Consider the following 7,231-nt stretch of genomic DNA (forward strand, 5'->3'; position numbering starts at 1 on the left):
CCCCCTCGACCAGGTCGAGGATGCGCATCTCCCCGATCGCCCCGCGCGGCCCCCGCCGCAGGGCGCCGTCCAGCACGATCCCGGCCCCGATCCGCTCCCCCACGAGGAGCGCGGCGTAGGCCGCGGCGCCGTCGCCGTGCTCGGTCTCCGCGACGGCCGCGAGGTTCGCGTCGTTCTCGACGACGACGTCCCAGCCGCGGGCCGCGAACAGGTCGCCCAGCCCGGGGTTCATGAGCGCCCAGAACGGGTTCCGCGCGCCGGCCGGCACGTCGCCCGTCCCCACGGGCGCGGGCACCCCCAGCACCGCGGCGACGACGGCCCGGCCGTCCCGGCCGGACCTCGCCACGGCGGCGTCCACGGCGTCGCGGACCGTCGCCCGGCGCGCGTCCGCGTCGCTCGCCGGGTCCACCCGCACGGCCTCCTCGGCGAGCACCCGACCGTGCAGGTCCGCGACCGCCGCCGAGACACGGTGCTGCCCGGCGTCCACGCCGACGACGAGCGCGGCGTCGGGCCGGAAGGCGTAGCGCAGCGCGGGGCGGCCCTTGGTGTACGCGCCGGCGGCGCGGGCGTCGTCGAGGGCGACGAGCCAGCCCCGGTCCATGAGCTCCCGGCACAGCGCCAGGACGGTGGAACGCGCCAGGCCGGTGGCGGCCATGAGGTCGCTGGCCGTCACGGGCTCCCCGTCCCAGACCTCCTGGAGCACGCGCTCGGCGTTGAGCCGCCGCACCAGGTGGGTCGAGGGAGTCGTGGCCCCCTCCGGGCCGTTCGTCATCGTTCCGCCTCGCGTCGTGGTCCCCTCCCGGCTGGGAGCCGGCGGGCGGGTTGATTCTAGGCCGAGATTTTCTCGACCAGAGGGGTTGACCCTGCGCGCACGCGGGTGAGATGGTGCTTCGACCGAGTTAATTTCGACACAACATTTAGTGCTGAAATCTACCCGGTTCGAGCTCTCTCGACGAAAGGACGACGGTGTCTGAGGAACCGAGACGTGCGCTGCGCGGGATCTCCGGGGCGCTGGGGCTGGCCCTCGTCAGCAGCCTCCTCGCGGGGTGCGGCGGCGGCGACGGCGCCGAGCCCGTCCGCTTCACCTTCAGCAAGCGCGAGGCGATCCCGTACATGACCCAGGTCGTGGCCGACTACAACGCGTCGCAGGACGACGTCCGCGTGGAGCTCGACACCTCGGGGGTCGACGTCGTGTCCGCGAGCTTCGTGCGGGGCAACCCGCCCGACCTCATGCTCGCGAACTACAACATGGAGGTCGCGCGGTTCGTGGACCGCTGCACGCTGAGCGACCTGGGCGACACCGCTGCCGCGACCCGGATCCGGCCGGACCTGCAGCCCCTCATGGACCAGTACGGCACCTGCGACGGCCGGACGAGCGCGCTGCCGTACTCGGTGATGGCCGCCTCGGTGATCTACGACAAGGCGGTCTTCGCGGAGCACGACCTCGAGGTGCCGCAGACCTGGAGCGAGCTGCTCGAGGTGGCGGACACGCTCGAGGCCGCGGGCGTGACGCCGTTCTACGGCACGTTCAAGGACGACTGGACCGTGGCGCAGGGGTGGTTCGACTACGCCGTGGGCGGCCAGGTCGACACCCTCGACTTCTTCCACCGGCTCGACGCCGAGGGCGCGGACGTCGGCCCGCGCTCGGACGTCTCGTTCGAGAAGGACTTCAGCCGCCCCCTCGAGCAGATGACCCGGCTCGCGCAGCACACGAACGACGACGCCGCGAGCCGCGGGTACGGGGACGGCAACCTCGCCTTCGCCCAGGGCGAGGCCGCGATGTACCTCCAGGGCCCGTGGGCCTTCAGCGAGATCGCCAAGACCGATCCCGACCTCGACCTCGGCACGTTCCCCCTGCCCATGACCGAGGACCCGGCCGACCTCAAGGTGCGCGTCAACGTCGACCTCGCCGCGATCGTCCCCGAGGGGTCGCGCCACCAGGGGGCCGCGCGCGACTTCCTCGAGTACCTGTACCGGCCCGAGATCATCGAGGCCTACAACGAGTCGCAGCTCGGCTACACCCCGACGACCGACGCGCCGCCGCCCTCCGACCCTCGGCTCGCGGGCATGACGGAGTACTACGACGAGGGGCAGGTCTACCAGGGCGCCTCGGTGCTCGTGCCCAAGACGATCCCGGTCATGGCCTACACCCAGGGGATCGCGTTCGGCGCCGACGTCGACGCCACGATGCGCACCCTCGACACGGACTGGGCCCGCCTGGCCCGGCGCCAGTAGAGCCCGAGCGGAACGAAGGAGTCCTTGCTCATGTCTCTCCTCACCACGACCGCCGCGGCCGTGCCCGCTCCGGCCGCCTCGCGGCGCGCTCCGCGCGGCGCCAGGCGGACCGAACCGATCTACTACCTCTTCCTCCTGCCGAGCCTCGTGCTCTTCACCCTGGCGATCCCGGTCCCCGCGATCGTCGGCATCTTCTTCAGCTTCACCAACTCGGTCGGCATCGGGGACTGGGACTTCGTCGGCCTCACGAACTACGCCGTCGCGTTCACCGACCCCGCCATCCTGCGCAGCTACCTGTTCACCTTCGGCTTCTCGCTCGTGACGGTGGTGCTGGTGAACGTCGTGGCGTTCCTCCTGGCGGTCGGGCTGACCTCCCGCATCCGGCTGAAGGTGGGCCTCCGCGCGGTCTTCGTCATCCCGATGGTCGTCTCCGGCATCATCATCGCGTACGTCTTCAACTTCCTGTTCTCGAACTCCCTGCCCGCTGCCGGGCAGGCCGTCGGGATCCCCTTCCTGGAGACGAGCCTGCTCGCGAACCCGGACCTGGCCTGGCTCGCGATCGTCGTCGTCACGGCCTGGCAGGCCGTCCCCGGCACCCTGCTCATCTACATCGCGGGCCTGCTCGCCATCCCGGGCGACGTGTACGAGGCCGCCGAGATCGACGGCGCGACCAGGTCGCAGCGGCTCGCGCGGATCACCCTGCCGCTCATGGCCGGGTACGTCGTCATCAACGTCATCCTCGGCTTCAAGAACTTCCTCAACGCCTACGACATCATCGTCGGCCTCACCAACGGCGGCCCCGGCACGGCCACCCGGAGCATCGCGATGACCATCATCACCGGCTTCAACGGCGGCGACTACGCCTACCAGATGGCGAACGCGACGATCTTCTTCGTCGTCACGGTGCTGATCGCCTTCCTCCAGCTCTCGGTCACCCGCGGAAGGAACTCCCTCTGATGGCCACGCTCACCGCACCGACCGCGCGCAGGCCGCGCACCGCCGCCGCGCGCCCGCTGCGACCGACCCGGGAACGGTGGAGCAGGTCCGGCACCCTGCTCCTCCTGCTGTGCTCGGTGACCGTGCTGCTGCCCCTGTACGTCACCGTCTCGATGGCGTTCAAGACCACGGGCCAGGCGGTGGACGGCAACGCGTTCTCGCTGCCGGCCCCGTTCGACGTGCAGGGCTTCGTCCAGGCCTGGCAGCTCACCGAGTTCCCCGTCGGCCTGGCGGTGTCGGTGCTCGTGACGGCGGGCACGGTCGCCGCGACGATCCTGCTGGCGGCGGTCGCGTCGTTCGCCATCATGCGCAACTGGGAGCGCCGCCTGTTCCGCTGGTCGTTCTTCTACCTGCTCGGCGCGATGTTCATCCCGTTCCCGGTCGTCGCCCTGCCGCAGATCCAGCTCACCGGGCGCCTCGGCCTCGACAACCCGTTCGGCGTGATCGTGCTCGCCACGATGTTCCAGCTGAGCTTCAGCGTCCTGCTGTTCACGGCGTTCCTCCGCTCGATCCCGCTGGAGCTCGAGGAGAGCGCCCGGATCGACGGCGCGACCACGTGGCAGACCTTCTGGAGGCTGATCTTCCCCCTCCTGGCCCCCATGAGCGCCACGGTCGGCATCTTCGCGTTCCTCTACGCCTGGAACGACTTCATGATGCCGTCGCTGATCATCTCCGACCCCGACCTCCAGACGCTGCCGGTGCGCCAGCAGCTGTTCCAGACCCAGTTCAGCAACAACTACAACGTCTCGTTCGCCTCCTACCTCATGGCGATGGCTCCGGCGATCGTCGCGTACCTGTTCACGCAGCGCTGGGTGATGGAAGGCGTCACCCAGGGGGCTGTGAAGGGCTGACCGCCCGGCTCCCCGCCAGACCGCACCACCGAAGAAGGGCATGCACCCATGAGCGACCTGCTCGACGTCCCCGCCCCCACCACCGAGGGCTCCGACGCCACCTGGTGGCGCCAGGCCGCCGTCTACCAGATCTACCCCCGCAGCTTCGCGGACTCCGACGGCGACGGCATCGGCAACCTGCGCGGCATCACCTCCCGCGTGGACTACCTGGCCGCTCTCGGGATCGACGCCGTGTGGCTCAGCCCGTTCTACCCGTCGGCGCTGGCCGACGGCGGCTACGACGTCGCCGACTACCGCGACGTCGACCCGAGGATCGGCACGCTCGCCGACTTCGACGAGATGGTCGCCGCGCTGCACGGCGCGGGGATCCGCGTCGTCGTCGACATCGTCCCCAACCACACCTCGAACCTGCACGAGTGGTTCGCCGACGCCCTCGCCGCGCCGAAGGGGTCGCCCGCCCGCGACCGCTACATCTTCCGCGACGGCCTCGGCGAGCACGGCGAGCTGCCGCCCGCGGACTGGACCTCCACCTTCGGCGGCCCCGCCTGGGAGCCGGTGGGCGACGGGCAGTGGTACTTCCACCACTTCGCCGTCGAGCAGCCGGACCTCAACTGGGACAACCCGGAGGTGCGCGAGGACTTCCTGCGCACGCTGCGCTTCTGGTCCGACCGCGGCGTCGACGGGTTCCGCATCGACGTGGCTCACATGCTCACCAAGGACCCGCCCGCCGAGGGCGAGCCACTCCCGTCCCAGGACGAGCTCGAGGCGCTGCCGCGCGACGGCCAGCACCCCCTGTTCGACCGCGACGACGTGCACGACGTGTACGCCGCGTGGCGCGAGGTCTTCGACTCCTACGACCCGCCCCGTACCGCCGTCGCGGAGGCGTGGGTGGGCTCCGCCGAGCGCCGCGCGCGGTACGCCAGCAGGGACGGTCTGGGGCAGGCGTTCAACTTCGACCTGCTCGAGGCCGACTTCGACGCCGCGCAGTTCCGCCGCATCATCACGGCCAACCTGGAGCTGGCCGCGGCGACGGGCTCGTCGACCACCTGGGTGTTCTCCAACCACGACGTGGTGCGGCACGCCACCCGCTACGGCCTCGCCCCCCGCGGCGACGACCGGCGCAAGGGCGGCACGGACTGGCTGCTCGCCGGCGGCCCGGAGGACCGGCTCGACCGCGCGGCCGGGCTGGCCAGGGCGCGCGCCGCCACGCTGCTCGAGCTCGCGCTGCCCGGCTCGTCGTACCTCTACCAGGGCGAGGAGCTCGGCCTCCACGAGGTCGCGGACATCCCCGACGGCGCGCGTCAGGACCCGACGTTCTTCCGCCACCGGGGGGTCGAGGTCGGCCGCGACGGCTGCCGCGTGCCGCTGCCCTGGACCGCGGACGGGCCGTCGCTCGGCTTCGGCGACGGGCCCGCGCACCTGCCGCAGCCGACGTGGTTCGCCGAGCACGCCGCCGACGCCCAGGACGGCGTCGAGGGCTCGACGCTGGAGCTCTACCGCGACGCGCTGCGTCTCCGGCGACAGCTGCAGGCCGCCGAGGAGCTCGAGTGGCTCGAGACGGGGTCGCCGGACGTCCTCGCGTTCCGCCGCCCCCACGGGTGGACCAGCGTCACCAACTTCGGCGCGGCCGCCGTGCCGCTGCCCGACGGCGAGGTGCTGCTGAGCAGCGCGCCGCTCGCCGGCGGCGCGCTGCCCGGCGGCACGACCGCCTGGCTCCGGTCCTGACGCCTGTCCGACCGTCCCGGAGGTCGGGCCTGCCGCCCCCGTCCGGGGTGCGGCAGGCTCGACCCGACCCGGGCGACGACTGCGACGATGGACCTCGCCGCGTCTCCCGTCAGCCACCCGTGAAAGGCGACCCGCCCCACCGTGTACTCGCTCCTCCTCGCGCTCATCTACGTCGCCTTCGTCAGCCTCGGGCTCCCGGACTCCCTCGTCGGTGCGGGCTGGCCCGTGATGCACCAGGACCTCGGCGTCCCCGTCGCCTTCGCCGGGGTCATCACCATGATCATCGCGGGCGGCACGATCCTCTCCAGCCTCGCGTCCGAGCGGGTGACCCGGAGGTTCGGGGCCGGCGCCGTCACCGCCGTGAGCGTCGGGCTGACCGCCGCCGCGCTCGTGGGCTTCTCCGTCGCGGGCTCGTTCTGGCTGCTCTGCCTGTGGGCCGTCCCCTACGGCCTGGGGGCGGGCGCGGTGGACGCGGCGCTCAACAACTTCGTCGCCCTGCACTTTGCGGCGCGGCACATGAACTGGCTGCACAGCTTCTGGGGCCTGGGCGCCTCGATCAGCCCGTTCATCATGAGCTACGCGATCACCTCGGGCCTGGGCTGGTCCAGCGCCTACCGCATCGTCGGCGTCACGCAGGCGGTGCTCACGGCCGTGCTGATCCTCAGCATCCCGCTCTGGCGGAAGGTCGGGCCGGCCCCCGGCGCCGAGCACGCCGACGACGGCGCGGCGGCGACCGGCGGCTCGCACGTCCCGCTCGCACAGGCGCTGCGGATCCCCGGCGTCCTGCTGGTCCTGGCCGCGTTCTTCGCCTACTGCGCGCTCGAGAGCACCGCGATCCTGTGGGCGTCGACGTACCTGGTCACCGACCGCGGGGTCGACGACGCCACCGCGGCCGCGTTCGCCTCCCTCTTCCTCCTCGGCATCACGGCCGGGCGCTTCCTCGCCGGATTCTTCGCCGACAGGGTCGGCGACACGCTGCTGATCCGCGGCGGCTTCGCGGTGGTCGGCCTCGGTGTCCTGCTGGTCGCCCTGCCCGTCGGCACGCCGGTGCCCGCCCTGGCCGGCCTCGTGGTCGCGGGCCTGGGGTGCGCGCCGATCTACCCCGCGATCATCCACTCCACGCCGGTCAACTTCGGCGCGCGCAGCTCGCAGGCGATCATCGGGATCCAGATGGCCGCGGCGTACACCGGCTCGACCCTCGCGCCGCCCGTCTTCGGCGTGCTCTCGACCTGGGCCGGGGCCTGGGTGTTCCCCCTGTTCCTCGCGGTGCTCGTGGCGCTGGGCCTGGTCATGTCCGAGCGCCTGAACCGGCTCGTCGCACGGCGCGGGCGGGTCGACGACCTGGTCGCGCGGCCCTGAGCCGCAACCTCACCGCCGAACAGGCGGTTGACACCGTCATGGACGCGATTCCCGTCCCATGACGG

6 protein-coding genes are annotated in these 7,231 nt (G+C 72.0%); 5 read left to right on the top strand and 1 reads right to left on the bottom strand.

Going from position 1 to position 7,231, the window contains the following annotated elements; translation table 11 throughout:
* On the bottom strand, nucleotides 1–772 hold a 772-nt coding region (locus ACFWEK_RS16635), incomplete at its 3' end, for an ROK family transcriptional regulator (protein WP_430554753.1).
* A gap of 194 nt (nucleotides 773–966) precedes the next feature.
* On the opposite strand from ACFWEK_RS16635, the gene ACFWEK_RS16640 reads away from it, so the two are divergent.
* From ACFWEK_RS16640 to ACFWEK_RS16660, 5 genes are all read left to right on the top strand, one after another.
* On the top strand, nucleotides 967–2,235 hold the full coding sequence (locus ACFWEK_RS16640; protein ID WP_430554754.1) for an ABC transporter substrate-binding protein: 1,269 nt from the start codon (nucleotides 967–969) through the stop codon (nucleotides 2,233–2,235).
* A 30-nt stretch (nucleotides 2,236–2,265) separates the two neighbouring features.
* Entirely contained in the window at nucleotides 2,266–3,192 is a 927-nt protein-coding gene (locus ACFWEK_RS16645; protein WP_430546552.1) for a carbohydrate ABC transporter permease, read from the top strand.
* Complete coding sequence (locus ACFWEK_RS16650; protein ID WP_430546553.1) at nucleotides 3,192–4,082, top strand: carbohydrate ABC transporter permease; 891 nt, start codon at nucleotides 3,192–3,194, stop codon at nucleotides 4,080–4,082. The genes ACFWEK_RS16645 and ACFWEK_RS16650 overlap by 1 nt, the downstream gene beginning before the upstream one ends.
* Nucleotides 4,083–4,130: 48 nt before the next feature.
* Nucleotides 4,131–5,807 carry a glycoside hydrolase family 13 protein gene (locus ACFWEK_RS16655; protein WP_430554755.1) on the top strand — a complete coding sequence of 559 codons (1,677 nt, stop codon included), beginning with the start codon at nucleotides 4,131–4,133 and terminating at the stop codon, nucleotides 5,805–5,807.
* Nucleotides 5,808–5,948: 141 nt separating this feature from the next.
* On the top strand, nucleotides 5,949–7,166 hold the full coding sequence (locus tag ACFWEK_RS16660; RefSeq protein ID WP_430554756.1) for an MFS transporter: 1,218 nt from the start codon (nucleotides 5,949–5,951) through the stop codon (nucleotides 7,164–7,166).
* Nucleotides 7,167–7,231 lie beyond the last annotated feature (65 nt).

It is taken from the genome of Isoptericola sp. NPDC060257, from assembly GCF_042726645.1.
In the GTDB taxonomy this organism is placed as follows: domain Bacteria; phylum Actinomycetota; class Actinomycetes; order Actinomycetales; family Cellulomonadaceae; genus Isoptericola; species Isoptericola nanjingensis.

Bases quoted from the DNA above. Each gene is read 5' to 3' on its own strand.
- ACFWEK_RS16645 (WP_430546552.1), top strand. From the start codon at position 2,266: ATGTCTCTCCTCACCACGACCGCCGCGGCCGTGCCCGCTCCGGCCGCC.
- ACFWEK_RS16650 (WP_430546553.1), top strand. From the start codon at position 3,192: ATGGCCACGCTCACCGCACCGACCGCGCGCAGGCCGCGCACCGCCGCC.
- ACFWEK_RS16655 (WP_430554755.1), top strand. From the start codon at position 4,131: ATGAGCGACCTGCTCGACGTCCCCGCCCCCACCACCGAGGGCTCCGAC.